At 72.4% G+C, this 24329-nt stretch carries 23 protein-coding genes; 21 read left to right on the forward strand and 2 right to left on the reverse strand.

The annotated features are described in order from the left end of the window. Nucleotides 1–10 precede the first annotated feature (10 nt). The 19 genes from KG111_RS08115 to KG111_RS08205 all read left to right on the forward strand — a co-directional run bounded on the left by KG111_RS08115 (nucleotide 11) and on the right by KG111_RS08205 (nucleotide 21030). Nucleotides 11–997 (forward strand): TIGR03557 family F420-dependent LLM class oxidoreductase, encoded by a 987-nt coding sequence (locus KG111_RS08115; RefSeq protein WP_205290142.1) that lies wholly within the window; start codon nucleotides 11–13, stop codon nucleotides 995–997. Between the two features lie 127 nt (nucleotides 998–1124). Next, nucleotides 1125–1712: a bifunctional pyr operon transcriptional regulator/uracil phosphoribosyltransferase PyrR gene (gene pyrR / locus KG111_RS08120; protein ID WP_205290143.1), complete on the forward strand. Its 588-nt coding sequence runs from the start codon at nucleotides 1125–1127 to the stop codon at nucleotides 1710–1712. Next, complete coding sequence (locus tag KG111_RS08125) at nucleotides 1709–2656, forward strand: aspartate carbamoyltransferase catalytic subunit (protein ID WP_205290144.1); 948 nt, start codon at nucleotides 1709–1711, stop codon at nucleotides 2654–2656. The genes pyrR and KG111_RS08125 overlap by 4 nt, the downstream gene beginning before the upstream one ends. Continuing rightward, nucleotides 2656–3975: a dihydroorotase gene (locus KG111_RS08130; RefSeq protein ID WP_205290145.1), complete on the forward strand. Its 1320-nt coding sequence runs from the start codon at nucleotides 2656–2658 to the stop codon at nucleotides 3973–3975. The genes KG111_RS08125 and KG111_RS08130 overlap by 1 nt, the downstream gene beginning before the upstream one ends. Next, complete coding sequence (gene carA, locus KG111_RS08135) at nucleotides 3972–5126, forward strand: glutamine-hydrolyzing carbamoyl-phosphate synthase small subunit (protein ID WP_205290146.1); 1155 nt, start codon at nucleotides 3972–3974, stop codon at nucleotides 5124–5126. Before KG111_RS08130 ends, carA begins: the two co-directional genes overlap by 4 nt. A 1-nt stretch (nucleotide 5127) precedes the next feature. Then, the gene (gene carB / locus KG111_RS08140) at nucleotides 5128–8433 is read left to right on the forward strand and encodes a carbamoyl-phosphate synthase large subunit (RefSeq protein ID WP_205290147.1); all 3306 of its coding nucleotides are present in this window, start codon (nucleotides 5128–5130) and stop codon (nucleotides 8431–8433) included. Next, on the forward strand, nucleotides 8409–9476 hold the full coding sequence (locus KG111_RS08145; RefSeq protein ID WP_249666356.1) for a quinone-dependent dihydroorotate dehydrogenase: 1068 nt from the start codon (nucleotides 8409–8411) through the stop codon (nucleotides 9474–9476). Before carB ends, KG111_RS08145 begins: the two co-directional genes overlap by 25 nt. Continuing rightward, nucleotides 9473–10342, forward strand: coding sequence for an orotidine-5'-phosphate decarboxylase (gene pyrF, locus KG111_RS08150; protein WP_205290148.1), 870 nt, complete (start codon nucleotides 9473–9475; stop codon nucleotides 10340–10342). The genes KG111_RS08145 and pyrF overlap by 4 nt, the downstream gene beginning before the upstream one ends. Next, nucleotides 10339–10836, forward strand: a complete 498-nt coding sequence (locus KG111_RS08155) for a hypothetical protein (protein ID WP_205290149.1) — start codon at nucleotides 10339–10341, stop codon at nucleotides 10834–10836. Before pyrF ends, KG111_RS08155 begins: the two co-directional genes overlap by 4 nt. Nucleotides 10837–10946: 110 nt before the next feature. After that, complete coding sequence (gene mihF, locus KG111_RS08160; RefSeq protein ID WP_205290150.1) at nucleotides 10947–11270, forward strand: integration host factor, actinobacterial type; 324 nt, start codon at nucleotides 10947–10949, stop codon at nucleotides 11268–11270. 1 nt (nucleotide 11271) lies between these two features. Continuing rightward, nucleotides 11272–11838 carry a guanylate kinase gene (gmk, locus tag KG111_RS08165; protein ID WP_205290151.1) on the forward strand — a complete coding sequence of 189 codons (567 nt, stop codon included), beginning with the start codon at nucleotides 11272–11274 and terminating at the stop codon, nucleotides 11836–11838. 68 nt (nucleotides 11839–11906) lie between these two features. Further along, nucleotides 11907–12239, forward strand: coding sequence for a DNA-directed RNA polymerase subunit omega (rpoZ, locus tag KG111_RS08170; RefSeq protein ID WP_205290152.1), 333 nt, complete (start codon nucleotides 11907–11909; stop codon nucleotides 12237–12239). A gap of 10 nt (nucleotides 12240–12249) precedes the next feature. Then, nucleotides 12250–13524: a bifunctional phosphopantothenoylcysteine decarboxylase/phosphopantothenate synthase gene (locus tag KG111_RS08175; RefSeq protein WP_205290153.1), complete on the forward strand. Its 1275-nt coding sequence runs from the start codon at nucleotides 12250–12252 to the stop codon at nucleotides 13522–13524. 157 nt (nucleotides 13525–13681) lie between these two features. Continuing rightward, nucleotides 13682–14881 (forward strand): methionine adenosyltransferase, encoded by a 1200-nt coding sequence (metK, locus tag KG111_RS08180; RefSeq protein WP_205290154.1) that lies wholly within the window; start codon nucleotides 13682–13684, stop codon nucleotides 14879–14881. A 103-nt stretch (nucleotides 14882–14984) separates the two neighbouring features. Next, complete coding sequence (locus KG111_RS08185) at nucleotides 14985–17039, forward strand: primosomal protein N' (RefSeq protein ID WP_205290155.1); 2055 nt, start codon at nucleotides 14985–14987, stop codon at nucleotides 17037–17039. Between the two features lie 4 nt (nucleotides 17040–17043). Further along, nucleotides 17044–17589, forward strand: coding sequence for a peptide deformylase (def, locus tag KG111_RS08190; RefSeq protein ID WP_205290156.1), 546 nt, complete (start codon nucleotides 17044–17046; stop codon nucleotides 17587–17589). Continuing rightward, nucleotides 17586–18512 (forward strand): methionyl-tRNA formyltransferase, encoded by a 927-nt coding sequence (gene fmt / locus KG111_RS08195; RefSeq protein ID WP_205290157.1) that lies wholly within the window; start codon nucleotides 17586–17588, stop codon nucleotides 18510–18512. Before def ends, fmt begins: the two co-directional genes overlap by 4 nt. Then, a complete protein-coding gene (locus KG111_RS08200) occupies nucleotides 18509–19963 on the forward strand; it encodes an RsmB/NOP family class I SAM-dependent RNA methyltransferase (protein WP_205290158.1) in 1455 nt (484 codons plus the stop codon). The genes fmt and KG111_RS08200 overlap by 4 nt, the downstream gene beginning before the upstream one ends. 47 nt (nucleotides 19964–20010) lie before the next feature. Then, nucleotides 20011–21030 carry an LLM class flavin-dependent oxidoreductase gene (locus tag KG111_RS08205; RefSeq protein ID WP_205290159.1) on the forward strand — a complete coding sequence of 340 codons (1020 nt, stop codon included), beginning with the start codon at nucleotides 20011–20013 and terminating at the stop codon, nucleotides 21028–21030. Nucleotides 21031–21034: 4 nt separating this feature from the next. Here the strand turns inward: KG111_RS08205 and KG111_RS08210 are convergent, their stop codons facing one another. Further along, on the reverse strand, nucleotides 21035–21910 hold the full coding sequence (locus KG111_RS08210; protein ID WP_205290160.1) for a hypothetical protein: 876 nt from the start codon (nucleotides 21908–21910) through the stop codon (nucleotides 21035–21037). After that, nucleotides 21910–22404, reverse strand: a complete 495-nt coding sequence (locus KG111_RS08215; protein WP_205290161.1) for a SigE family RNA polymerase sigma factor — start codon at nucleotides 22402–22404, stop codon at nucleotides 21910–21912. Before KG111_RS08215 ends, KG111_RS08210 begins: the two co-directional genes overlap by 1 nt. Nucleotides 22405–22501: 97 nt before the next feature. Between KG111_RS08215 and ligD the strand changes: the two genes are divergently transcribed. Both ligD and KG111_RS08225 read left to right on the forward strand, forming a co-directional pair. Then, on the forward strand, nucleotides 22502–23440 hold the full coding sequence (gene ligD, locus KG111_RS08220) for a non-homologous end-joining DNA ligase (RefSeq protein ID WP_205290162.1): 939 nt from the start codon (nucleotides 22502–22504) through the stop codon (nucleotides 23438–23440). Between the two features lie 16 nt (nucleotides 23441–23456). Further along, on the forward strand, nucleotides 23457–24317 hold the full coding sequence (locus KG111_RS08225) for a DUF6414 family protein (protein ID WP_205290163.1): 861 nt from the start codon (nucleotides 23457–23459) through the stop codon (nucleotides 24315–24317). Nucleotides 24318–24329 lie beyond the last annotated feature (12 nt).

The raw sequence follows: 24329 nt of genomic DNA on the forward strand, positions 1-24329 counted from the left end.
CCGGCGCGCCATGACCCGATTCGGCTACACCCTGATGACCGAGCAGTCCGGCCCCCGCGAGCTGGTGCGCTACGCCGTCGCCGCGGAGCAGCGCGGCTTCGACCTCCTGGTCTCCAGTGACCACTACTCGCCGTGGCTGACCGAGCAGGGGCACGCGCCGTACGCCTGGACGGTGCTCGGCGCCGTCGCGCAGGCCACGGAGCGGGCCGAGCTGATGACGTACGTGACCTGCCCGACGATGCGCTACCACCCGGCCGTGGTCGCCCAGAAGGCAGCGACGCTGGGGCTGCTCTCCGAGGGCCGGTTCACCCTCGGCGTCGGCAGCGGCGAGAACCTCAACGAGCACGTCATCGGCCAGGGCTGGCCCGCCGTCGCCACCCGCCAGGAGATGCTCGCCGAGGCGATCGAGGTCATCCGGGCCCTGCACACCGGCGAGCTCGTCGACCACGCCGGGCAGTACTTCGACGTCGCCTCTGCCCGGATCTGGGACCTGCCCGAGGAGCCGGTGCGGATCGGGGTGGCCGTCGGCGGTCCCCGGGCCATCGACCAGCTCGCCCCGCTGGCCGACCACATGATCGCCGTGGAGCCGGACGCCGACCTCGTGAGCACCTGGAACGACGCCGAGGGCGCGCCCCGCATCGGCGACGGCGGCGCCCGGGCGATCGGCCAGGTGCCGATCTGCTGGGCGCCCACCGAGGAGGAGGGCCGTGCCCTGGCGCACGAGCAGTTCCGCTGGTCCGTCGGAGGCTGGGACGTCAACGCCGACCTGCCCACCCCGGCCGGCTTCGCCTCCGCCACCCAGTTCGTCCGGGCCTCCGACGTCGCCGAGAACATCCCCTGCGGGCCGGACCTGGACGCCATCGCCGAGGCGGTGCTGGCCTACCCCCGTGCCGGGTTCACCGACGTGGCGCTGGTGCAGGTCGGTGACCGCTACCAGCAGCAGTTCCTCGACGAGGTCGCCGAGCCGCTGCTGGAGAGGCTGCGCAGCGCAGGCTGACCGGCTCACGGGCTGCTCAGCGGCCGGCCGGTTGGTCGGCCGTTGAGCGCGCCCGCTAGGGTGAGGCGCAGTTCGACATCCTTTAACGAGCCGTCCTGTGAGGCGGAGAAGGAGGTCAGGCACGCTGATGCCTACCCACGCCCAGGTCCCCGCCGAGGGACGCGTCGTCCTCGACGCCGGCGACATCTCGCGGGCCGTGACCCGCATCTCCCACGAGATCCTCGAGCGCAACAAGGGCGCCGAGGATCTCCTGCTTCTCGGGCTGCACACCCGCGGCGTGCCGCTGGCCCACCGGATCGCGGCCAGCATCGCGACCGTCGAGGGCACCCAGGTCCCGGTCGGCTCGCTGGACGTGACCATGTACCGCGACGACCTGCGCTCGCACCCGACCCGGGCGCCGCACCGCACGGAGCTGCCCGCGGCCGGCCTGGACGGCAAGACGGTCGTGCTGGTCGACGACGTGCTCTACTCCGGGCGCACCATTCGCGCCGCCCTCGACGCACTGTCGGATCTCGGCCGGCCCGCCGCGGTCCGGCTGGCCGTGCTGGTCGACCGCGGCCACCGCGAGCTGCCGATCCGCGCCGACCACGTCGGCAAGAACCTGCCCACCGCCCGCAGCGAGCGGGTCAGCCTGCGGCTGGCCGAGATCGACGGCGAGGACGAGGTCCGCATCGTCGGTGGCACCACGGTCGGCTCGCAGGAGGGCACCGCATGACCCGGCACCTGCTCAGCATCGACGACCTCGACGCCGCCGGGATCCACGAGCTGTTCACCACCGCCGCGGAGATGCACGACGTGCAGCGCCGCGAGGTCAAGAAGCTCCCCGCCCTGCGCGGACGCACCGTGATCAACCTGTTCTTCGAGGACTCCACCCGCACCCGGTCGAGCTTCGAGATCGCCGGCAAGTGGCTCTCCGCCGACGTGATCAACCTGTCCGCCAAGGGCAGCAGCGCCAGCAAGGGCGAGTCGCTGCGCGACACCGTCAAGACGGTCACCGCGATGGGCGTCGACGGCCTCGTCGTGCGGCACCCCGCCAGCGGGTCCGCCGCGCAGATCAGCCAGTGGGTCGAGGTGCCGGTGGTCAATGCCGGGGACGGCACCCACGAGCACCCCACCCAGGCGCTGCTCGACGGCTACACGCTCACCCGCCGCCTGGGCACCCTGGAGGGCAAGCACGTCGTCATCGTCGGCGACGTCACCCACAGCCGGGTGTTCCGCAGCAACGTCAAGAGCCTGACCAAGCTCGGCGCCACCCTCACCGTGGTCGCGCCGCCCACCCTGATGCCGGCCGGTGTCACGGCGTGGGCGCAGGCAGAGGGCTTCGCGACGTCGTACGAGCTGGACGCGGTGCTGCCCACCGCCGACGCCGTGATGATGCTGCGGGTGCAGCGGGAGCGGATGAGCGGCGGGTTCTTCCCGACCGCCCGGGAGTACACCATCGGCTACGGGCTGACCCGTGACCGTCTGTCGCTGCTCGCCCCCGGCACCCCGATCCTGCACCCCGGTCCGATGAACCGCGGCCTGGAGATCTCCCCGGACGCCGCCGACGCCGCCGACAGCCTGGTGCTCGACCAGGTCTCCGCCGGCGTCGCGATCCGGATGGCCGTGCTCTACCACCTGCTCGCCGGCGAGCCCGACAAGACGGAGGTCATCGGCTGATGAGCTCGACTCTGATCAAGGGCGCCACCCTGCCCGACGGTACGACGGGCGACGTGCTGGTCGACGGCGGCGAGATCCGCGAGGTCTCCACCCGCCCGAGCACGACGCAGGCCACGCGCACCATCGACGCCGACGGCCTGGTGCTGCTGCCGGGCCTGGTGGACCTGCACACCCACCTGCGCGAGCCCGGCCGCGAGGACGCCGAGACGGTCCTCACCGGCTCGCGCGCCGCCGCGGTCGGCGGCTACACCGCCGTGCTGGCCATGGCCAACACCAACCCGGTCACCGACACCGCCGAGGCCGCCGAGCGCGTCCTCGACCTCGGCCGCGCCGCCGGCCTGGTCGACGTGCAGCCGGTCGGCGCCGTCACCAAGGGCCTCGCCGGCACCGAGCTCGCCGAGCTCGGGCTGATGGCCCGCTCCCGGGCCCGGGTGCGCGTCTTCTCCGACGACGGCAAGTGCGTGCACGACGCTCGCGTCATGCGCCGGGCGCTGGAGTACGTCAAGGCGTTCGGCGGCGTCGTCAGCCAGCACAGCCAGGACCCCGACCTGGCCGGCCCGAGCGCCTGCTGCCACGAGGGCGAGCTGTCCGGCCGCCTGGGCCTGCCCGGCTGGCCCGGCGTCGCCGAGGAGGTCATCGTCGCCCGCGACGTGATGCTCGCCCGGCACACCGGCAGCCGCGTCCACGTCGCCCACGTCTCCACCGCCGGCAGCGTCGAGGTGCTGCGCTGGGCCAAGGAGCAGGCGAAGAAGGACGGGCGCTGGGACGTCACCGCCGAGGTCACCCCGCACCACCTGATGCTGACCACCGACCTGCTCGCCGGCTACGACCCCACCTACAAGGTCAACCCGCCGCTGCGCCCCGACGAGGACGTCGCCGCGCTGCGCGAGGCACTGGCCGACGGCACCATCGACGCCGTCGCCACCGACCACGCCCCGCACGCCCGCCACGACAAGGAGCACGCCTTCGCCGACGCCGCGTTCGGCATGCTCGGCCTGGAGACCGCCCTGTCGGTGGTCACCACCGTCATGGTCGAGGCCGGTCTGCTCGACTGGGCCGGCGTGGCGCGGGTGATGAGCGCCAACCCCGCCCGGATCGCGGGCCTGGACACCGCCCCGGTGCCGCAGGGCCGCCCGGTCGCGGTCGGCGAGCCGGCGAACCTGACCCTCGTCGACCCCACGGCGCACGTCACCGTCGACCGCGACGCCAGCGTCTCACTGAGCCGCAACAACCCTTGGCACGACCGCAAGCTGTCCGGACGGGTCGTCGCCACGCTGCTGCGTGGCACGCCCACGGTGCTGGAAGGAGCACTCGCATGACCCCCACCCCCGCCCTCCTCGTCCTCGAGGACGGCCGCACCTTCCACGGCACGTCATACGGCGCCGAGGGGGAGACCTTCGGCGAGGCGGTCTTCAACACCGGCATGACCGGCTACCAGGAGACGCTGACGGACCCCTCCTACCACCGCCAGGTGGTGGTGATGACCGCGCCGCACATCGGCAACACCGGCATCAACGACGAGGACCCGGAGTCCAAGAAGATCTGGGTGGCCGGCTACGTGGTGCGCGACCCTGCGCGGGTGCCCAGCAGCTGGCGCTCGCGGCGCACCCTCGACGACGAGCTGCGCGCCCAGGGCGTCGTCGGCATCTCCGGCGTCGACACCCGCGCGCTGACCCGCCACCTGCGTGAGCGCGGTGCGATGCGGGTCGGCATCTCCACCGTCGAGACCGACCCGGCCGTCCTGCTGGAGAAGGTCAAGGCCTCTGCCGAGATGGCCGGCTCCAACCTCTCCGAGGCCGTCACCACCGCCGAGGCGTACGTCGTCCCGGCCCAGGGGGAGAAGCGGTTCACCGTGGCCGCGGTCGACCTCGGCATCAAGGACATGACGCCGTACCGGATGGCCGAGCGCGGCATCGAGGTGCACGTGCTGCCCGCGACCTCGTCGATCGACGACGTGCTCGCGGTCGGGGACGACGGCCCGGACGGGCTGTTCTTCTCCAACGGCCCCGGCGACCCGGCCGCCACCACGAACCAGATCGAGCTGCTGCAGGAGGCGCTGGGCCGCGAGCTGCCCTACTTCGGCATCTGCTTCGGCAACCAGCTCTTCGGTCGTGCGCTCGGCTTCGACACCTACAAGCTGAAGTACGGCCACCGCGGCATCAACCAGCCGGTGATGGACCTGACCACCCGCAAGGTCGAGGTCACCGCGCACAACCACGGCTTCGCCGTCGACGCCCCCGTCGACCGGGCCACCGAGACGCCGTACGGCCAGGCCAGCGTCAGCCACGTCTGCCTCAACGACGACGTGGTGGAGGGACTGGAGCTGCGCGACGACGAGGGCAACCTCAAGTCGTTCTCGGTGCAGTACCACCCCGAGGCCGCGGCCGGGCCGCACGACGCGGCGTACCTCTTCGACCGGTTCGTCGACCTGCTCGCCAGCTCGACCAGCTCGACCAGCAAGGAGAACTGACGTGCCGAAGCGCGACGACATCAAGTCCATCCTCGTCATCGGCTCCGGCCCGATCGTCATCGGCCAGGCCTGCGAGTTCGACTACTCCGGCACCCAGGCCTGCCGCGTGCTCAAGGAGGAGGGCATCCGGGTCATCCTGGTGAACTCCAACCCGGCGACGATCATGACCGACCCGGAGTTCGCCGACGCCACCTACGTCGAGCCGATCACCCCGGAGTTCGTCGAGAAGGTCATCGCCAAGGAGCGCCCCGACGCGATCCTGCCCACCCTGGGCGGCCAGACCGCGCTCAACACCGCCACCGCGCTGCACGAGAACGGTGTGCTCGAGAAGTACGGCGTCGAGATGATCGGCGCCTCCTTCGAGGCCATCCACCGCGGCGAGAACCGCGAGCTGTTCAACGACATCGTGCGCAAGGTCGGCGGCGAGGTGTGCCGCTCCTTCATCTGCCACTCGATGGACGAGGTCGAGAAGGCCACCGAGGAGCTCGGCTTCCCGGTCGTCATCCGCCCCTCCTTCACCATGGGCGGCCTCGGCTCGGGCATCGCCTTCGACGCAGAGGACCTGCACCGCATCGCCGGCGCCGGGCTCTCCGCCTCGCCGACCACCGAGGTGCTGATCGAGGAGTCGATCCTGGGCTGGAAGGAGTACGAGCTGGAGGTGATGCGCGACCGCAACGACAACGTCGTCATCATCTGCTCCATCGAGAACTTCGACCCGGTCGGCGTGCACACCGGCGACTCGATCACCGTCGCCCCGGCGATGACGCTGACCGACCGCGAGTACCAGCACCTGCGCGACCTCGCCATCGGCGTGATCCGCGAGGTCGGCGTCGACACCGGCGGCTGCAACATCCAGTACGCCGTGAACCCGGCCGACGGCCGCGTCATCGTGATCGAGATGAACCCGCGGGTCTCGCGCTCCTCGGCGCTGGCCTCGAAGGCCACCGGCTACCCGATCGCCAAGATCGCCGCGAAGGTCGCCATCGGCTACACCCTGGACGAGATCGAGAACGACATCACCGCCGGCCCGCAGGGCTCCACCGCCGCCTCGTTCGAGCCCACGCTCGACTACGTCGTGGTCAAGGTGCCCCGGTTCGCGTTCGAGAAGTTCCCGACCGCCGACTCCACCCTGACCACCCACATGAAGTCCGTGGGCGAGGCGATGGCGATCGGCCGCAACTTCTCCGAGGCGCTGAACAAGGCGCTGCGCTCGATGGAGTCGAAGGGATCGGCGTTCACCTGGGCCGGCGAGCCCGGCGACAAGGACGCGCTGCTCGCCGACGTGCAGCGTCCGCACGACGGCCGGATCCAGAAGCTGATGCTGGCGATCCGCGCCGGAGCCACGCCCGAGGAGATCTTCGAGGCCACCAAGATCGACCCCTGGTACGTCGACCAGCTGTTCCTGATCGACGAGGTCGCCCAGGCCGTGGCCGCCGCGCCGGAGCTGGACGCCGCCACGCTGCGCCACGCCAAGCGCCACGGGCTCTCCGACGCCCAGGTCGCCGGCATCCGCGGCCTCGCGGAGGCCGACGTCCGGGCCCGCCGCCACGAGCTCGGCGTGCGCCCGGTCTACAAGACCGTCGACACCTGCGCCGCGGAGTTCGCGGCCAAGACGCCGTACTACTACTCCTCCTACGACGAGGAGACCGAGGTCGTGCCGCGGGAGCGGGAGGCGGTGATCATCCTCGGCTCGGGCCCGAACCGGATCGGCCAGGGCATCGAGTTCGACTACTCGTGCGTGCACGCCTCGCTCGCGCTGGCCGAGGCCGGCTACGAGACGATCATGGTCAACTGCAACCCCGAGACCGTCTCCACCGACTACGACACCTCCGACCGGCTCTACTTCGAGCCGCTCACCCTGGAGGACGTGCTCGAGATCTACGAGGCGGAGAAGGCGGCCGGCCCGATCGCCGGCGTCATCGCCACCCTCGGCGGCCAGACGCCGCTCGGCCTGGCCCAGGGCCTGCAGGACGCCGGCGTGCCGATCGCCGGCACCAGCCCCGCCGCGATCGACCTCGCCGAGGAGCGCGGCGCGTTCGGCCGGGTGCTCGCCGAGGCCGGCCTGGTCGCGCCGATGCACGGCACCGCGGTCTCCTTCGAGGACGCCCAGACGATCGCGCACTCCATCGGCTACCCGGTGCTGGTGCGCCCGTCGTACGTCCTGGGTGGGCGCGGCATGCAGATCGTCTACAGCGACGACGCGCTGAAGACCTACATCGAGTCCGCGACCGAGATCAGCCCGGACCGCCCGGTCCTGGTCGACCGGTTCATCGACGACGCCGTCGAGATCGACGTCGACGCCCTGTACGACGGCAACGAGCTGTTCCTCGGCGGCGTGATGGAGCACATCGAGGAGGCCGGCATCCACTCCGGCGACTCCTCGTGCGCGCTGCCGCCGATCACGCTCGGCGCCGCCGAGATCACCCGCATCCGCACCGCCACCGAGGCGATCGCCAAGGGCGTGGGCGTGTGCGGGCTGATCAACATCCAGTTCGCGCTCGGCTCCGACGTGCTCTACGTCCTCGAGGCCAACCCGCGCGCCTCGCGGACCGTGCCGTTCGTGTCGAAGGCGACCGGCACCCAGCTGGCGAAGGCGGCGGCCCGGGTGATGCTCGGCGAGACGATCGCCGACCTGCGCGCCGAGGGGGCGCTGCCGGCCACCGGCGACGGCGGCACGCTGCCCGCCGACTCGCCGATCGCGGTCAAGGAGGCAGTGCTGCCGTTCAACCGGTTCCGCACCAAGGAGGGTCAGTTCGTCGACACCATCCTGGGCCCGGAGATGAAGTCGACCGGTGAGGTGATGGGCTTCGACGCCGACTTCGGCACCGCGTTCAGCAAGTCCCAGGCAGCCGCCTACGGCTCGCTGCCCACCGAGGGCAAGGTGTTCATCTCGATCGCCAACCGCGACAAGCGGGCGATGATCTTCCCGGCGCGGGTGCTGGTCGACTACGGCTTCGAGCTGCTCGCCACCCAGGGCACCGCCGAGGTGCTGCGGCGCAACGGCATCAGCGCCACCGTGGTGCGCAAGCACTCCCAGGGCCCCGGCCCGGCGGGGGAGAAGACCACGGTGCAGCTGATCCACGACGGTGACGTCGACCTGATCGTGAACACCCCGCAGGGTGGCACGGCCGGCGCCGACTCGCGCGTGGACGGCTACGAGATCCGCTCCGCCGCGGTGCTCACCGGAACGCCGTGCATCACCACGGTCCAAGGGCTGGCCGCCGCGGTGCAGGGCATCGCAGCGATCCGCTCCGGGACGATCGGGGTGCGCTCCCTGCAGGAGTGGCACGCCGGGAACGCCGGCTGATGGGACGCGTCTACGACCGCGTCTTCGACGGGGTCCTGGTCCGGATGGACGCGGAGGAGGCGCACCACCGCGCCTTCTCCGCGCTCCGGGCCGCCGGTCCGCTCCTGACCCGGGTGCCGCCCCCGGCCACGGACCCGGTGACGGCGATGGGGCTGCGCTTCCCCAACCGTCTCGGCCTGGCCCCCGGCTTCGACAAGACCGCCCAGGTCTACGACCGGATGGGCGCGTTCGGCTTCGGCCACGTCGAGATCGGCACGGTCACCGCCCTGGCCCAGCCCGGCAACCCCCTGCCGCGGCTGTTCCGGCTGCCGCAGGACCGTGCGATCGTCAACCGGATGGGCTTCAACAACGACGGCGCGGTCGCCGTGGCCGCCCGGCTGGCCCAGCGCCGCCGCGACGGCCGCGGACCCGTGCTGGGGGTCAACATCGGCAAGTCCAAGGTGGTTCCGGACGACGACCAGGCGGGCGTCGAGGCCGACTACGAGACCTCCACCCGGCTGCTCGCCCCGCACGCCGACTACCTGGTGGTCAACGTCAGCTCGCCCAACACGCCCGGGCTGCGCAACCTGCAGGCGGTGGAGAAGCTCGCCCCGCTGCTCGAGCACGTGCGCCGGGTGGCCGACGCCGCCACCGCGCAACGACGCGGCACGCCGGTGCCGCTGCTGGTCAAGATCGCCCCCGACCTCTCCGACGACGACGTGCTGGCCGTGGCCGACATGGCGCTGGCCCTCGGGCTGTCCGGGATCATCGCCACCAACACCACCATCGCCCGCGAGAACCTGCGCACGGACGCCGCCACCGTCGAGGCGTGCGGTGCCGGCGGCCTCTCCGGCGCCCCGTTGCGCGAGCGCGCGACCGAGGTCGTCTCGCTGCTGCGCGGGCGGGTGGGCGACCGACTCACCCTGATCGGGGTCGGCGGCATCGGGAGCGCGGAGGACGCCCGCCAGCGGATCGCCGCCGGCGCCGACCTGGTGCAGGCCTACAGTGCCCTGATCTACGGCGGGCCGTCCTGGCCCCGCCAGGTCCTGAAGGGACTGCGATGACCACGACCCAGCCAGCTCCTTTCGGTGCCCGGCTGCACGCGCTCGCCGCGGAGCGCGGACCGTTCTGCGTGGGCATCGACCCGCACGCCGTGCTGCTGCGCGCCTGGGGGTACGACGACGACGTGGCCGGCCTCGAGCAGTTCGCGCTGCGCGCGGTGGAGGCCGTGGCGCCGTACGTCAGCACGGTGAAGCCGCAGTCGGCGTTCTACGAGCGCTTCGGCAGCCGCGGCGTCGCGGTGCTGGAGCGGGTGATCGCGGCGGCCCGGGCCGCGGGCGCGCTGGTGCTTCTCGACGTCAAGCGCGGCGACATCGGCTCCACCTCGCAGGCCTACGCCGACGCCTACCTGGACCCGTCCTCGCCGCTGGCCTCCGATGCGGTCACGCTCAGCCCCTACCTCGGCTTCGGCTCGCTGACGCCGTTCGTCGAGTCCGCCCGCACCCACGGCGCCGGGCTGTTCGTGCTGGCCGCGACGTCCAACCCGGAGGGCCCGGAGGTGCAGAGCGCCCGGACCGGCGCCGCGTTCGGCGGCCGCGGGGTCGCGGCCACCGTGCTGGCGCACCTGCGCGCGCTCAACGGCGACGCCGAGCCGCTCGGCTCCTTCGGCGCGGTCGTGGGCGCCACGCTCGGCGACCGGGGCGGCCTGGCCGCCCTCGGCCTGGAGCCCGCGGACCTGGCCTTCAACGGTCCCGTGCTGGCGCCGGGCTACGGCGAGCAGGGCGGCACCACCGCGGACCTGCGCCGCCTCTTCGGGGCCAGCGACGGCCACGTGATCGCCACGTCCTCCCGCGGTGTGCTCCGGCTGGGCCCGGACCCCGTCGCGCTGCGCGACGCCGTGCTGCGCGCCAACGAGGAGCTGCGCGGGTGAGCCCGGCGGCGCGCCGCCGACCGGCCTGGGCGACCCCGGGCCGGCTGCTGCTCGCCGTCCTGGCGCTGGCCCTGGTCGTCGCCGCCGTCGTGTGGCTGCGCCCCGGGCAGGCCGACGACCCGTTCGCTGCCTACTGCGAGGAGGTCGTCGAGCGCCGCGAGGACCTGGGTGCAGCGCTCGGTGCCGGCAAGGAGACCGGACTGCTGCGCGCGCTGCCGTCCTTCGAGCGGCTGGCCGAGAAGTCGCCCAAGGACCTGCGCGACGAGTGGGCGATCGTCGTGGAGCGGGTGAGCGCGCTGCGCGACGCCCTCGAGGCCGCCGGCGTCGACCCCGCGTCGTACGACCCCGAGGAGCCGCCGCAGGACTTGTCCGACGACGAGCTGGCTGCGATCCGCACCGCCGCGGTGCGCCTGGCAGCCGCTGAGTCGCGGGCCGCCTTCGCCGGGGTCGCGCAGCAGGCGCGCGACGTCTGCAAGACCCCGCTGAGCCTGTGACCAGGTCTGCGCGGGCACCACGTTGCCGCGCCTGATCAGGTGTGGCTAGATTGACCGGCGGCGCTCGGATCCGCCCGTAGACCGCTGACCCACACCGAAGGATGCCCCCTGTGGCTTTGCCCCCCTTGACTCCCGAACAGCGACAGGCCGCACTGCAGAAGGCCGCGGCCGCGCGCCGTGAGCGGGCCGAGGTGAAGAACCGGCTGAAGAACGCGGGCGGCACCATCAGCGAGGTGCTCGCCGCCGGCCAGGTCAACGAGGTCGTCGGCAAGATGAAGGTGATCGACCTGCTGCAGTCGGTGCCCGGCATGGGCAAGGTCCGCGCCCGGCAGATGATGGAGCGCCTCGGCATCGCCGAGTCCCGACGTGTGCGTGGGCTCGGTGCGAAGCAGATCGCCGCGCTCGAGCGCGAGTTCGCCCCCGGTTCCGACTGACGTGACCCGTAGCCGTCTCTTCGTCCTCGCCGGACCCACCGCGGTCGGCAAGGGCACCGTGGCCGCCGCCATGCGCGAGCAGCACCCCGAGGTCTACCTGTCGGTCTCCGCGACCACCCGCCCGCCTCGCCCGGGCGAGGTCGACGGCGTGCACTACCACTTCGTCGACGACGCCACCTTCGACGCGATGATCGCCGACGACGAGCTGCTGGAGTGGGCCACGGTGCACGGCGTGCACCGCTACGGCACCCCTCGCGCCGGCGTCGAGGCGGCGCTGGCCGCCGGCCGCCCGGCGATGCTGGAGATCGACCTGCAAGGCGCCCGGCAGGTGCGCCGCACCATGCCGGACGCCGTCTTCGTCTTCCTCAAGCCGCCGTCGTGGGAGGAGCTCGTCCGGCGCCTCGTCGGCCGCGGCACCGAGACCGAGGAGGAGCGCGAGCGCCGGCTGGCCACGGCCAAGCTCGAGCTGGCCGCCGAGTCCGAGTTCGACGTGACGATCATCAACCGCGAAGTTAACGCCGCGGTGCAGGAGTTGGTAGCCTTGATGATTGGGAGTTCTGCGCCCTAGCCGGCGCTCGTCGTCGCTCTTGTCGCCCGGACTCCGCAATCCACCGAGAACTGTGAGGCTGTAACCACGTGTCTGCCCCGAACATCGCCGCCGAGGGTGTCACCAACCCTCCGATCGACGACCTGCTGTCCAAGACCGACAGCAAGTACAAGCTGGTTCTCTACAGCGCCAAGCGCGCCCGGCAGATCAACGCCTACTACTCCCAGCTCGGCGAGGGCCTGCTGGAGTACGTCGGCCCCCTCGTGGAGACCCACGTGCAGGAGAAGCCGCTCTCGATCGCGCTGCGCGAGATCAGCCAGGACCTGCTGACCTGCGAGGACATCGACCCCGCCGAGCTCGCTGCCGAGCAGGCCGCGGCTGCCGCGGCAGCGGCCGAGCAGGCCGCCCCCGCCGCCGAGTGAGCTGACCCCCATGGCACGCGTGGTGCTCGGTGTGTCCGGCGGCATCGCGGCCTACAAGGCCTGCGAGCTGCTCCGCCGGTTCACCGAGTCCGGCCACGACGTCACGGTCGTCCCGACCGCGGCGGCCCTGGAGTTCGTCGGCGCGCCCACCTGGGCCGCGCTGTCGGGCAAGCCGGTCTCCGCCGAGGTGTGGACCGGCGTCCACGAGGTGCCTCACGTGCGTCTCGGCCAGGGCGCCGACCTGGTCGTGGTGGCCCCGGCCACCGCCGACCTGCTCGCCAAGGCGGCGCACGGCCTGGCCGACGACCTGCTGACCAACACGCTGCTCACCGCGCGTTGCCCGGTGGTGCTCGCGCCCGCGATGCACACCGAGATGTGGGAGCACCCGGCCACCGTCGCCAACGTCGCCACGCTGCGCTCGCGCGGCGTGGTGGTGATCGAGCCCGCCGAGGGCCGGCTCACCGGAGCGGACACCGGCAAGGGCCGCCTGCCCGACCCCGTCGAGATCTTCGAGCTCGCCCGCGACGTGCTGGAGCGCAGCACCGGCGCGGCGACCGGTGGCACGACCGGTGGCACGACCGGTGGGACGAGTGGCGCGGCACCGCTGGGTGACCTCGCAGGGCGCCGCGTCGTGGTCTCCGCCGGCGGCACCCGCGAGCGGCTCGACCCGGTCCGCTTCCTCGGCAACCGGTCCTCGGGCCGGCAGGGCTACGCCCTGGCCCGGGCCGCGGCCGCACGCGGCGCGGAGGTCACCCTCGTCGCCGCGAACGTCACCCTGCCCGACCCGGCCGGGGTGAAGGTGGTGGCTGTCGAGTCGACCGCCGAGCTGCGCGACGCCGTGCTGAGCGCCAGTGTCGACGCCGACGCGGTGGTGATGGCCGCTGCGCCGGCCGACTTCCGCCCGCTCAGCACGTCGGAGACGAAGATCAAGAAGGCCGACGACGGCTCCGCGCCGTCCATCGTCCTGCAGCAGAACCCCGACATCCTCAAGGAGATCTCCACGCACCGGTCGCGACCGGACGCGGTGATCGTGGGGTTCGCCGCCGAGACCGGTGATCACACCGGCAGCGTGCTCGACCTGGCCCGTGCCAAGCTGGCCCGCAAGGGTTGCGACCTGCTCGTGGTCAACGACGTCAGCGGGGGAGCGGTGTTCGGCAGCACCGACAACGAGGCACTCATCCTCGGCGCCGACGGCTCGAGCACCGAGGTGCCGCACGGCTCGAAGTCGGCCCTGGCCCACCGGATCTGGGACCTGGTCGCCGTCCGCCTCGCCGGGCGTTCCTGAGATACCACCGCACGACGCGCACGCGTCCGTATCGTTGGTGCGGCGCTGGGACTTTCCGGGAGTGCCTGGCAGCATCTGGCACCATCCGTCACGACCTTTCCACCCGCACGGGCTCGGGGAACCCCGACTCGGTCCAAGCACCCAGGAGCTACACCACATGACCGGACGTCTGTTCACGTCGGAGTCGGTGACCGAGGGTCACCCCGACAAGATCGCCGACCAGATCAGCGACACCGTTCTCGACTACCTGCTGGAGCACGACCCCAAGAGCCGGGTCGCGGTCGAGACGCTGCTGACCACCGGACTCGTGGTGGTCGCCGGTGAGGTCACCACCGACGCCTACGCCCCCGTCGCGCAGCTGGTGCGCCAGAAGATCCTGGAGATCGGCTACGACTCCTCCGACAAGGGCTTCGACGGCAACTCGTGCGGCGTGCAGGTCGCCATCGGTGCGCAGTCCGCCGACATCGCCCAGGGCGTCGACGACGCCTACGAGGAGCGGGTCGGCGCCTCCGCCGACGAGCTGGACAAGCAGGGCGCCGGCGACCAGGGCCTGATGTTCGGCTACGCCTGCGACGACACCCCCGAGCTGTTCCCGCTGCCGATCAAGATCGCCCAGACGCTCGCCGAGCGGCTCACCGCGGTCCGCAAGGACGGCACGCTGCCGTACCTGCGTCCTGACGGCAAGACCCAGGTCACCATCGAGTACGACGCCGAGAACCGCCCCGTGCGCGTTGACGCCGTCGTGCTGTCCACCCAGCACTCCGAGGACGTCACCCAGGACCAGCTGGCCAAGGACATCGAGTCCCACGTGATCAACCCGGTGCTGGAGTCGTTCAAGGACTCCGTGCCCGCCGAGGACCACAAGCTCTACATCAACCCCACCGGCCGCTTCGTGGTCGGCGGCCCGATGGGCGACGCCGGCCTGACCGGCCGCAAGATCATCGTCGACACCTACGGCGGCATGGCCCGCCACGGCGGCGGCGCCTTCTCCGGCAAGGACCCCTCGAAGGTGGACCGATCGGCGGCGTATGCCATGCGCTGGGTGGCCAAGAACATCGTCGCCGCCGGCCTCGCCCGTCGCGCCGAGGTCCAGGTCGCCTACGCGATCGGCAAGGCCGCCCCGGTCGGCGTCTTCGTGGAGACCTTCGGCACCGGCATCGTGCCCGACGAGAAGATCCAGGCCGCCGTGCTCGAGGTCTTCGACCTGCGCCCGGCCGCCATCCTGCGCGACCTCGACCTGCTCCGCCCGATCTACGCCAAGACGGCCGCCTACGGCCACTTCGGCCGCGAGCTGCCCGAGTTCACCTGGGAGCGCACCGACCGCGCCGAGGCACTCAAGGCCGCCATCAACGCCTGAGCCGCGCGATCACGTGTGACGTGCTCGACGCCCGCGCCCACCGTCTGCGGAGACGGTGGGCGCGGGCGTTCTCACGTCGGGCGCCGCTGATAGAACTGCGGCCATGACCCCGACGCCCGACGAGCCGGCTCTCGAGCTGCCCGGGCTGGTCCGCGACAAGGTCGCGGAGGGCCGGCGCAAGGCGTCGGCGACCCGGGCCCGCAAGGCCGCCAGCGCCGAGCTGGCCGAGGTCGACCCCGTGGCGCGGGTGCTGCTCGAGGTGCCGCTGGCCCACCTGGACCGGGCCTTCGACTACACCGTGCCGGCCTCGATGGCCGACGACGCCCGGCCCGGCACCCGGGTCAAGGTCCGCTTCGCGGGCAAGGACGTCGACGGGTTCATCATCGACCGGCACCCGACCTCCGATCACGACGGTGTGCTCTCCCCGCTGCGCCGCCTGGTCAGCCCCGAGCCGGTGCTCGCCCCCGAGGTCGCCGAGCTGTGCCGCCGGGTCGCGGAGCGCTACGCCGGCGTCGGTGCCGACGTACGACGCCTCGCGGTGCCCCCACGGCATGCGACCACCGAGCAGGAGCCCACGCCCCCGGCGCCGCCGCTGCCTGGCCCGGAGGCGGTGCGGGCCGCGCACGAGGCCTGGGCCGCCTATCCGGCAGCCGCCGCGTTCCTGGGCCACCTGGCCCGCGGCGAGGCGCCGCGCGCGGTGTGGGGCGCCGGCCCGGGGGAGGACTGGCCGCTGCTGCTGGCCCACCTCGCCGCCGCGGCGCTGGCCGCCGGCCGGGGCTCGGTGCTGTGCGTGCCCGACCATCGCGACGTGGCCCGCCTCGACGCCGCGCTGAGCGCCGTGCTCGGCGAGGGTCACCACGTCACGCTGGGTGCGGAGTCGGGCCCCGCCGCCCGCTACCGGGACTTCCTCGCCGTCCGCCGGGGGGCGCGGCGCATCGTGGTCGGCTCCCGCTCTGCGGCGTTCGCCCCGGTGCATGACCTCGGCCTGGTGGTGATCTGGGACGACGGTGACGACCTGCACGCCGAGCCCCGGGCGCCGTACCCGCACACCCGGGAGGTGCTGCTGCTGCGCTCCGAGCAGCAGGGCGCCGCGGCGCTGGTCGGCGGGTTCGCCCGCACGGTGGAGGCCGACCAGCTGCTGCGCGCCGGCTGGGCCCGCGAGATCGCGCTGCCCCGCGCCGTGGTCCGCGAGCGTGCCCTGGTCGCGATCAGCGGGGCCACCGACACCGCCCGGGAGCGCGACCCGCACGCCGCCACCGCCCGGATCCCCCGTGAGGCGCACCAGGCGCTGCGCTGGGGCCTGGAGCGCGGCCCCGTGCTGGTGCAGACCCCACGCGCCGGCTACGCGTTGCGGCTGGCCTGCGAGCGCTGCCGCACGCCCGCGCAGTGCCGCGCCTGCACCGGCCCGCTGACCCTGGCCGGCCCGACCGCGCCGCCGCGGTGTCGCTGGTGCGCGACCGAGGCCCTGGACTGGTCGTGCCCCGAGTGCGGCGCCGCCGGGCTGCGGGCGCCGGTGCTGGGCGATGCCCGCACCGCCGACGAGCTCGGCCGGTCGTTCCCCGCGGTGCCGGTGCTCACCTCCTCGGGTGAGCGGATCCGAGCCCACGTGGACGCCACGCCGCGGATCGTGGTCGCCACCCCGGGCGCCGAGCCGGTCGCCTCCGGCGGGTACGCGGTGGTGCTGCTGCTGGACACCTGGTGGCTGCTCAGCCGCGACAGCATGCGCGCCGCCGAGGAGGCGGTGCGCCGCTGGTGCAACGCGATCGGGTTGCTGCGGGTCGGGGGACGGGCCCTGGCCGTCGGCGACCCGGCCTCGACCGCCTTGCAGGCTCTGGTCCGCTGGGACCCCGCCGGCTTCGCCGCCCGCGAGGCCGACGAACGACGCGAGGCGCACCTGCCGCCCGCCGCCAGGATCGCCACGCTGACCGGCAATCCTGGTGCCCTCGACGATGTCCGGGCGCTGCTGCAGCTGCCCGAGCACGCCGACGTGCTGGGGCCGGTGCCGACCGACGACGAGGAGGAGCGGCTCGTGGTCCGGGTGCCGCGCGTCGACGGCGCCCGGCTCTCCGCAGCCCTGGCCGAGGCCCAGCGGCTGCGCTCCTCACGCAAGCTGGAGCCGGTGCGCGTGCAGGTGGATCCGGGCGAGATCCTAGGATGAGTCGGTGGCCATCAGACCCATCCGCCTCTTCGGCGACCCCATCCTTCGCAAGCCCGCCATCGAGGTCACAAGCTTCGACACCGAGCTGCGCCAGCTCGTCACCGACCTGACCGACACCATGCTCGACGCCCCCGGCGCCGGCCTGGCCGCGCCGCAGATCGGGGTCGGCCTGCGCGTCTTCACCTGGTACGTCGACGGCGAGGTCGGCCACCTGGTCAACCCGTCGCTGCAGCTGTCCGAGGAGACCCAGGACGGCGCCGAGGGCTGCCTGTCGCTGCCTGAGCTGACCTACGACTGCCTCCGCGCGCTGTCGGTGGTCGCCACCGGCTTCAACATGCACGGCGACCCCGTGCGGATCGAGGGCTCCGACCTGCTCGCCCGCGCGATCCAGCACGAGACCGACCACCTGGACGGGATCTTGTTCATCGACCGGCTCGACGCCGAGGCCCGCAAGGCCGCGATGCGCGAGATCCGGGAGTCGGAGTGGTTCGGCCTGGAGAAGCCCGTCGTGAAGTTCTCGCCCCACGCAACTGGAGGTCTCGGCCGATGAAGGTCGTTTTCGCCGGCACCCCCGAGGTCGCCGTTCCGTCCCTGGACGCCGTCGCGAAGTCGGGCCACGAGCTCGTCGGCGTCGTCACCCGCCCCGACGCGCCCGCCGGCCGCGGCCGCAAGCTCACCCCCAGCCCGGTCGCGCTGCGCGCCGAGGAGCTCGGGGTGCCGGTGCTCAAGCCCAGCCACCCCAAGGACCCCGCGTTCCAGGAGGAGCTGCGCGCGCTGCAGCCCGACTGCTGCCCCGTGGTCGCCTACGGCGCCCTGCTGCCGCAGAGCGCCCTGGACATCCCCGAGCACGGCTGGATCAACCTGCACTTCTCGCTGCTGCCCGCCTGGCGCGGCGCCGCGCCCGTGCAGCACTCGATCTGGGCCGGTGACGAGTTCACCGGCGCCACCACCTTCCGCATCGTCCAGGCCCTCGACGCCGGGCCCACCTTCGGCGTGATGACCGAGCGGATCCGGCCCACCGACACCGCCGGCGACCTGCTCGGCCGGCTCGCCGAGGGCGGCTCCAGCCTGCTCGTCGCGACCCTGGACGGCATCGCCGACGGCTCGCTGGAGGCCCGGGAGCAGCCCGCCGAGGGCATCAGCCTGGCCCCGAAGATCACCGTCGAGGACGCCCGCGTCGACTGGACCGAGCCCGCCGTCGGCGTGGACCGCCGGATCCGGGCCTGCACGCCGGGCCCCGGCGCCTGGACCACCCTGGACGGTGACCGGGTCAAGCTCGGCGCGGTCTCCATCGAGGAGGGCGTGGAGGACCTCGCGCCCGGCGCGATCCGGGTCGCCAAGAACCACGTCCTGGTCGGCACCGCCACCACCGCGGTGCGTCTCGGCGAGGTCAAGGCCTTCGGCAAGAAGCAGATGGGCGCCGCCGACTGGGCCCGAGGCGTCCGGCTGCCCGAGACCGCGACGTTCGAGTGAGCGGCCCGCGACCCGGTCGCCGCGGTGCAGGTGGTCGTGGCGCAGGTGGCCGTGGCGCAGGTGGCCGAGGCCGGTCCACGCGCCCGCCACGGGACCGGGACCCGGTCCGGCTGGCGGCGCTGTCGGTGCTGCGCGCGGTGCGGGTCGAGGACGGCTACACCAACCTGGTGCTGCCCGCGGTCCTCGCCCAGCACGAGCTGAGCGGACGCGACGCCGCGTTCGTCACCGAGCTCGCCGCCGGCACGATCCGCCGCCAGGGCACGTACGACGCCATCCTCGCCGCCTGCATCGACCGGCCCCTGCGCAAGGTCGAGTCGAAGGTGCTGGACGCGCTGCGCCTGGGCACCCACCAGCTGCTCGGCATGCGGGTGCCCGCGCACGCCGCGATCAGCACCACCGTCGACCTGGTGCGGGCCAAGGTCAGCCCCGGCGCCGCCGGCTTCACCAACGCGGTGCTGCGCAAGGTCTCCGCGCGCGACCTGACCGGCTGGCTGGCCGAGGTCGCACCTGAGGACGCCACCGACCACCTCGGCCACCTCGCCGTGGTGCACAGCCACCCCCGCTGGGTCGTGGAGCGCCTCGAGCAGGCGCTCGACGGCGTCGGCGCTGCGGAGGAGGTCGGCGACCTGCTGGCCGCCGACAACCGCGCGCCCCGGGTCACCCTGGTGGCCCGCCCCGGGCTCGCCGAGCGTGACGAGCTGCCCGGTGAGCCGACGCCGTACTCGCCCTTCGGCACCGTGCTGGGCACCGGCGGCGACCCCGGTGCCGTGCCCGCCGTGGTGCAGGGCCGCGCCGGCGTGCAGGACGAGGGCTCGCAGCTGGTCGCGGTGGCGCTGGCGCAGGCGCCGGTCGACGGCCGCGACGAGCGCTGGGTGGACCTGTGCGCCGGGCCCGGCGGCAAGGCCGCGCTGCTCGCCGCGCTGGCCGCCGAACGCGGCGCCCATCTCGTCGGCGCCGAGCTGCACGATCACCGCGCCAAGCTCGTGGCGCGCGCGGCCCGGGCCTCCAAGGGCGCCGTGGGTCTCGCGGGTGTGGTGCAGACCGACAGCACGCACGCGCCGTTCGCCGACGACAGCATCGACCGGGTGCTGCTGGACGCACCCTGCACCGGCCTCGGTGCCCTGCGCCGCAGGCCGGAGGCGCGCTGGCGCCGTACCGTCGCCGACCTGGAGGACCTGGTCGCGCTGCAGCGCGCCCTGCTCGCCGAGGCGGTCCGGGTCGTGCGGCCGGGGGGAGCGTTGCTCTACGCCACCTGCTCGCCGGTGCTCGAGGAGACCGCGCAGGTCGTCTCGGCTGCGCTCGCGGACACGCCGGGAGTCCGGCTGGACGACGTACGGCCGGTGCTGGGCGAGGTGCCGGACGCCGACGGTCCGCTGCCCGGCACGGTGCAGCTGTGGCCGCATCGGCACAGCACCGACGCGATGTTCCTGGCCTTGCTGCGCAAGGACTGAGCAGGGCCCACCCGGAATGAACCACAAAGGTTGAGGGTTCAACCAGCATGAAGAAGATCGGGTTCCTCTCGTTCGGGCACTGGACGCCGCACGAGTCCTCGAAGACGCGCTCGGCCGCCGACGCGCTGCTGCAGTCCATCGACCTCGCGGTCGCCGCGGAGGAGCTCGGCGCGGACGGCGCCTACTTCCGGGTGCACCACTTCGCCCGGCAGCTGGCCAGCCCGTTCCCGCTGCTCGCCGCGATCGGGGCGCGGACCAGCCGGATCGAGATCGGCACCGGCGTCATCGACATGCGCTACGAGAACCCGCTGTACTTCGCCGAGGACGCCGGCGCCGCCGACCTGATCTCCGGCGGCAGGCTGCAGCTCGGCATCTCCCGCGGTTCACCGGAGCAGGTCGTCGACGGCTGGAAGTACTTCGGCTACGGCCCCGCCGAGGGTGAGACGGAGGCCGACATGGCCCGCCGCCACACCCAGGTCGCGCTCGAGGTGCTGCAGGGCGAGGGCTTCGCGCAGCCGAACCCGCGGCCGATGTTCCCGAACCCGCCCGGGCTGCTGCGCCTGGAGCCGCACGCGCCCGGCCTGCGCGAGCGGATCTGGTGGGGTGCCGCCTCCAACGGCACCGCCCGCTGGGCCGCGGAGCTCGGGATGAACCTGATGAGCTCCACGCTGAAGGAGGACGAGAGCGGCAAGCCGTTCCACGTCCAGCAGGCCGAGCAGATCCGGGTCTTCCGCGACGCGTGGGCCGAGGCCGGACACGACTTCACCCCGCGGGTCTCGGTCAGCCGGTCGATCTTCCCGCTGGTGAGCGACAAGGACCACGCCTACTTCGGGCAGAGTCGGGAGGAGTCCGACCAGGTCGGCAACATCGACAACATGCGTGCGATCTTCGGTCGTTCGTACGCCGCCGAGCCCGACGCGCTCGTCGAGCAGCTGCGCGGCGACGAGGCGATCGCCGAGGCCGACACCCTGCTGCTCACCGTGCCCAACCAGCTCGGCGTGGACTACAACGCCCACGTGATCGAGGCCGTGCTGGAGCACGTGGCGCCGGCGCTCGGCTGGCGCTGAGCGCTCAGTCGACCCAGGTCAGCGACTCGCCCAGCTCGGTCAGCTCGGCGTCGGTGGTGCCGAGGCCGCCCTGCACGGAGATGAAGATGCCGTCGTGGACCTCGGTCGTGTAGGTGGCCGGATCCTTCTGGGCGAGCCACTCGTCGCGGTCGGCTGCGTCGCGGACCACCAGCGCGGCGACACCGCCGTCGGCGGCGGTGCAGGACGCCTTGTCGTCGGGCAGGTGCCACTCGCAGGTCCAGCCGGCGCCGACGGTGACCGGTGCCTCGTCCAGCTGTCCGAGCAGGCCCAACGCCTCGGCGTCGGTGGCCGACACGGCGATGGTGATGCCCGGCAGGTCCGAGGTCAACGTGCCGAACCCCCCTGCCCACCACTGCTCGAGGACGTCCAACGGTCCGGCGACCATCAGCGCCCATCCGGCTCCGCGGCCCGCGTCGGTGTTCATGCCGAGGAGGTGCTCGGCCTCACCGGCCGGGATCACGGTGCCCTGCAGGCCGTTGCCGAGGTCGAGCACCTGGCCGGCGGTGAGCGGGCCGGCGGTGAGGGGGCCGGGGGCGGTGGAGGCACCGGGCTCGGCCGGGGCGGTCGTGGGTGCCGCAGCGAAGGAGACCGGGTCCTCCTCGACGGCGGGTCCCGTCGCGCCGAGCAGGGCGCTCGCGCCGCCGATCAGGCCGACCGCAGCGGCGCCGCCGAGCACGAGCGCGGCCTGGCGCCGGCGGCGCAGCCGGGTACCGCGCGCGACGGCGTGCACGGAGAGCCGGGGCAGGTCCGGGTGCTCGGTCTGGAGCCGCTCGGAAAGAGCGGTGCCGAGCCGGGAGGCGACGACGGTGTCGTCGTCGGGGGAGTGCGGGTCGTGGGCGTCGTACCTCAGGTCGTTCATCACAGGGTCCTCTCCGGGGTGCTGACGAGGGGGCGGAGTCGCTGGAGAGCACGCCGGGAACGGGTCCGGACGACGTCCTCGGTGAGCCCGAGGTCGATCGCGACAGCGGCGACGCTGCGGTCCTCCCAGTAGCGCAGCACGACGACCGCCCGGTCCAGCGGCGACAGCGTGGCGAGCGCGGTCAGCAGGTCGAGCCGGGTGCCCGCGTCGACGTCGTACGACGCCGTGTCGCTCACCGTCGCGGTGGGCTGCTCGCCGGAGCGGCGCAGGCGCCGTTGCGACAGGAAGGTGTTCAGCAGGGTGGTCCGGGCGTAGCCGACCGGGTTGTCGGTCGCCCGCACACGCCGCCACTGCGCGAAGACCTTGGCGTAGGTGGTCTGCGTCAGGTCCTCGGCGAGGTGGTGGTCGCCGGTGAGCAGCAGCGCGGCCCGGTACAGCTGGGTGCCGCTCTGCTGCACGAAGGCGGTGAATTCCGCCTCCCGTTGTGCTCTCATGCCCCTTTGACGCCTCGGGACCCCGCTCACGTGACACTCCGCACCGCCGGAGTCTTGCAGGACCGGCCGGGTGGCGCTGGGCGTTAGGGTCGCGGGCATGGCGTCCCCCGCGGTCGAGATCGAGGTCGAGGGCCGGGTCGTGCGGGTGAGCAACCCGGACCGCGTCTACTTCCCGGAGATCGGCGCCACCAAGCTGGACCTGGTCGAGTACTACCTCGCGGTCGGTGACGGCATCGTCAACGCGCTGCTCGAGCGGCCGTGCATGCTGCACCGCTTCCCCAAGGGGCTGGCCGGCGACAAGGTGCACCAGAAACGGCTGCCCGCCGGTGCCCCGGACTGGGTGGAGACGGTCGAGCTGTTCTTCCCGCGCTGGAAGCGCACCGCCGACGAGCTGTGCGTCACCGAGCTGGCCTCGGTGATCTGGGCGGTGCAGATGTCCACGGTGGAGTTCCACCCCTGGAACAGCCGCCGCGGTGCGGTGGAGCAGCCCGACGAGTGGCGCATCGATCTCGACCCCGGCCCCGAGACGTCGTACGACACCGTGCGGAAGGTCGCCCACGTCGCCCACGAGGTGCTCGAGGAGCTCGGTGCCGTCGGCTACCCGAAGACCAGCGGCAGCAAGGGCCTGCACGTCTACGTCCGGATCGCCCCCGAGGCCGAGCACAAGGTCGTACGCCGTGCCGCGCTCGCCTTCGCCCGCGAGGTCGAACGCCGGGCCCCCGAGCTGGTCACCACCGCCTGGTGGACCAAGGACCGCGATCCGGCTGCGGTGTTCGTGGACTACAACCAGAACGCCCGCGACCACACGATCCGTAGTCCATACAGTGTGTGTGCCACACCGAACGCTCGGGTTTCCGCTCCGCTCCTGTGGGCTGAGGTTTCAGTCGCCGAGCCGGATGACTTCACTATCCAGACCATGCCGCGTAGGTACGAGGAGGTGGGGGACCTGTTCAGCAGGATCGACGACACTTCGTTTGACATCGCTCCGCTGCTTGAGTGGGCGGAACGTGACGACATCAGGTACAGGAATCGCTAACCGCCTAAGGAGGGCCATGGCGAAGTACAAGGCACCGTCAAAGAAGATCCACCGCGGCTTCATCTATCTCGATGATGAGACTGTCATCAACTCCCTGTCTGCGGTCGAAGCAGGCAAGATCGATGAGGTAGTAGCGAAGGTCAACCTAGCTCGCGAGGGTGGCGTCGCTGCGACGCTCGGGGTTGGTCCAGCGAAGCTGGATGGCGGCAAGAAGGGAACTAGCGAGTTCGAGGAAGAGATGGTCCGCACCCGCACCAGGTTCTCTGTTTTCGAGCTCTGGTACCAGAGCCTCGTGGACGGCAAGGCGCTTGGAACCTTTGAAGGCTGGGGGCCCGGAGTGCTCGACGGCGTGGAATCGGGCGACACGATCGAGTTTAGAGCTGACTGTGAGGTCGCTCCGATCGAGACACTTCTTCGGACGTTTCTATGGTTTGCAGAGAAGGCCAAGTCGAGCGGTCACTTCTTTTCGCAGAAGGGCGACGAGTTGAAGGAGACGAAGGAAGGGGAGCGAAACATCCGGGCCCTGTTGGAAGGGAACGGAGACCAAGTCGTCGTACTTGCCCGTCCACTTGGAGATCCAGGGCCGACTGTGGGCATGTCGATCAAGCGTGAGTGGCTGATCGGGACACTCGGGCGTCTCGGCGGTGAGTACACCGTCGTGGGCCAGGTCGACCGCCTAATCGGTGATAATGAAGAGTTCCCCGCGATGCGGCTTACACAGGACGTGGCGCCTTCCGGTGTGGAGATCGAGAGCATGAAGGCGGCGCTGGCGGTCTTCGAAGAAAGTGCTGCGACTCTGAACATCGAGATCTCGGGGAACCAAGCAACGATCAAGGGTCCTGCTCTGTGGATCGAGCCCATCGCCATCTATCGTTAGTGCAACGTTGTT

The sequence above is a fragment of the Nocardioides faecalis genome, from assembly GCF_018388425.1.
GTDB classification, from domain to species: domain Bacteria; phylum Actinomycetota; class Actinomycetes; order Propionibacteriales; family Nocardioidaceae; genus Nocardioides; species Nocardioides faecalis.

What these genes read in the sequence shown, in the direction of transcription:
- metK (WP_205290154.1), top strand. Translation starts at nt 13,682, where the DNA reads ATGACCGGACGTCTGTTCACGTCGGAGTCGGTGACCGAGGGTCACCCC.
- KG111_RS08130 (WP_205290145.1), top strand. Translation starts at nt 2,656, where the DNA reads ATGAGCTCGACTCTGATCAAGGGCGCCACCCTGCCCGACGGTACGACG.
- pyrR (WP_205290143.1), top strand. Translation starts at nt 1,125, where the DNA reads ATGCCTACCCACGCCCAGGTCCCCGCCGAGGGACGCGTCGTCCTCGAC.
- KG111_RS08115 (WP_205290142.1), top strand. Translation starts at nt 11, where the DNA reads ATGACCCGATTCGGCTACACCCTGATGACCGAGCAGTCCGGCCCCCGC.
- KG111_RS08205 (WP_205290159.1), top strand. Translation starts at nt 20,011, where the DNA reads ATGAAGAAGATCGGGTTCCTCTCGTTCGGGCACTGGACGCCGCACGAG.
- KG111_RS08210 (WP_205290160.1), bottom strand. Translation starts at nt 21,910, where the DNA reads ATGAACGACCTGAGGTACGACGCCCACGACCCGCACTCCCCCGACGAC.
- carA (WP_205290146.1), top strand. Translation starts at nt 3,972, where the DNA reads ATGACCCCCACCCCCGCCCTCCTCGTCCTCGAGGACGGCCGCACCTTC.
- KG111_RS08125 (WP_205290144.1), top strand. Translation starts at nt 1,709, where the DNA reads ATGACCCGGCACCTGCTCAGCATCGACGACCTCGACGCCGCCGGGATC.
- fmt (WP_205290157.1), top strand. Translation starts at nt 17,586, where the DNA reads ATGAAGGTCGTTTTCGCCGGCACCCCCGAGGTCGCCGTTCCGTCCCTG.
- KG111_RS08215 (WP_205290161.1), bottom strand. Translation starts at nt 22,404, where the DNA reads ATGAGAGCACAACGGGAGGCGGAATTCACCGCCTTCGTGCAGCAGAGC.
- KG111_RS08175 (WP_205290153.1), top strand. Translation starts at nt 12,250, where the DNA reads ATGGCACGCGTGGTGCTCGGTGTGTCCGGCGGCATCGCGGCCTACAAG.
- KG111_RS08185 (WP_205290155.1), top strand. Translation starts at nt 14,985, where the DNA reads ATGACCCCGACGCCCGACGAGCCGGCTCTCGAGCTGCCCGGGCTGGTC.
- ligD (WP_205290162.1), top strand. Translation starts at nt 22,502, where the DNA reads ATGGCGTCCCCCGCGGTCGAGATCGAGGTCGAGGGCCGGGTCGTGCGG.
- pyrF (WP_205290148.1), top strand. Translation starts at nt 9,473, where the DNA reads ATGACCACGACCCAGCCAGCTCCTTTCGGTGCCCGGCTGCACGCGCTC.
- KG111_RS08225 (WP_205290163.1), top strand. Translation starts at nt 23,457, where the DNA reads ATGGCGAAGTACAAGGCACCGTCAAAGAAGATCCACCGCGGCTTCATC.